The sequence below is a fragment of the Allobosea sp. CER48 genome (genome assembly GCF_044752385.1).
GTDB lineage: Bacteria > Pseudomonadota > Alphaproteobacteria > Rhizobiales > Beijerinckiaceae > Allobosea.
In genome coordinates this window covers 1-1708 of the sequence record NZ_JBIWYK010000575.1, presented here as the reverse complement: position 1 = coordinate 1708, position 1708 = coordinate 1, and the positions used below count along the sequence as shown (strand labels likewise).

2 protein-coding genes are annotated in these 1708 nt (G+C 67.9%); one reads left to right on the top strand and one right to left on the bottom strand.

The features are described from left to right. The coding region (locus tag ACIPIA_RS15645; protein WP_400510886.1) for an SDR family oxidoreductase at positions 1-658 on the top strand (658 nt) is incomplete at its 5' end. 33 nt (positions 659-691) lie between these two features. Here the strand turns inward: ACIPIA_RS15645 and ACIPIA_RS15640 are convergent. Beyond that, positions 692-1708, bottom strand: a 1017-nt coding sequence (locus tag ACIPIA_RS15640) for a diguanylate cyclase (protein WP_400510884.1), incomplete at its 5' end; no start/stop codon positions are given.

Here is a 1708-nt window from a genome sequence, read left to right as displayed (position 1 = left end):
GGGCGCCGCCGCGGCCAAACGCCTGGCGGCGGACGGCTTCCGCGTCGCCATCCTGTCCTCGTCCGGCAAGGGCGAGGCGCTGGCAAAGGAGCTCGGCGGGATCGGCGTGACCGGGTCCAACCAGTCGAATGACGATCTGCGCCGGCTCGTGGACGTCGCGATGGAACGCTGGGGCCGGATCGACGCCCTGGTGAACAGCGCCGGCCATGGGCCTCGCGCGCCCATCCTCGACATTACCGACGAGGACTGGCATCGCGGGCTCGACGTCTATCTGATGAACGTCATCCGCCCGGTGCGGCTGGTGGCGCCGATCATGCAGCGCCAGAAGTCCGGTGCCATCGTCAACATCTCGACGGCCTGGGCCTTCGAGCCGAGCGCGATGTTCCCGACCTCGGCGGTGTTCCGCGCCGGCCTCGCATCCTTCACCAAGGTTTTCACCGACACCTATGCGGGCGACAACATCCGCATGAACAACGTGCTGCCCGGTTGGATCGACAGCCTGCCGGCAACCGAGGAGCGGCGCGAGGCGGTGCCGATGAAGCGTTACGGGACCAGCGCCGAGATCGCGGGCACCGTCGCCTTCCTGGTTTCGCCCGATGCAGCCTACATCACGGGGCAGAACCTCCGCGTCGACGGCGGACTGACGCGCTCCGTCTGAGCTCAGAACTTCGGCGGCCCGGCGAGGGCCGGCCTAGTCCTCCGTGGCGGCGGGCAGGATGTCGGGGAACACGGCGCGGTCCCGGCCACTGTTCTTCGCACGGAATAGCGCCAGGTCGGCGGCGTTGACGACGCCGCCGGGACCGGTTTCCGCGCTCGGCCAGGCGGTCGCCACGCCGACACTGATCGTCACGCGCTGGGACCCGTGGGGGATGTTCAGGTCGCGGACCCCCTGAACCATGCGCTCGGCCACATGGGCCGCCCCGTCCGGCGGGACATCGGTCAGGATCACCACGAACTCTTCGCCGCCGAAGCGGGCGGCGAGGTCTGTCGCGCGACAGGCGCCGTTCTGGATCACGCCGGCGACCTGCTTCAGCACGTCATCGCCCGCCAGATGGCCATAGGCATCGTTGTAGCGCTTGAAGTGATCGACATCGATCATCAGCACCGACAGAGGGTTGCCGGTCCTGATGCCGCGCTTCCATTCCGCAGCGAGGTACTCGTCGAAATATCGGCGGTTGCCGAGCCCGGTCAGGCCATCGATCCGCGTCAGGCGCTCGAGCTCGAGATTGGCGCGCATCAGCTCGCGCTGGCTCTCGCGCAGGGCGCGATAGGCCTCGTCGCGCTGCAGGTGATCGAGATAGGCGCGCGTATGGTAGCGGATGCGGGCGATCAGCTCGATCGTGTCGGGAAGCTTCACCAGATAGTCGTTCGCGCCCGCCTGGAAGGCTTCGCTCTTGATCGCGGGGTCTTCCTTGGTCGAGAGCACGATGACCGGCACGCTGTGCAGGGCCGGGTGCTTGCGATAGCGGCGCACCAGATCGAGCCCGTCCACGCCCGGCATCACCAGGTCCTGCAGAATGACGGTCGGCTTGACGCGCTGCGCGACATCGATCGCTTCCAGCGGATCGGTGCAATAGTGGAAGTCCACGTCGCCGTGATGGACCAGCGCCCGCCGGACGGCTTCGCAGACCATCACCTGGTCGTCCACGAGCAGCACCATCGCCAGATAGTTGTCGGCGGGGAGAGGCGCGTCGGGGACGGAGGGGGG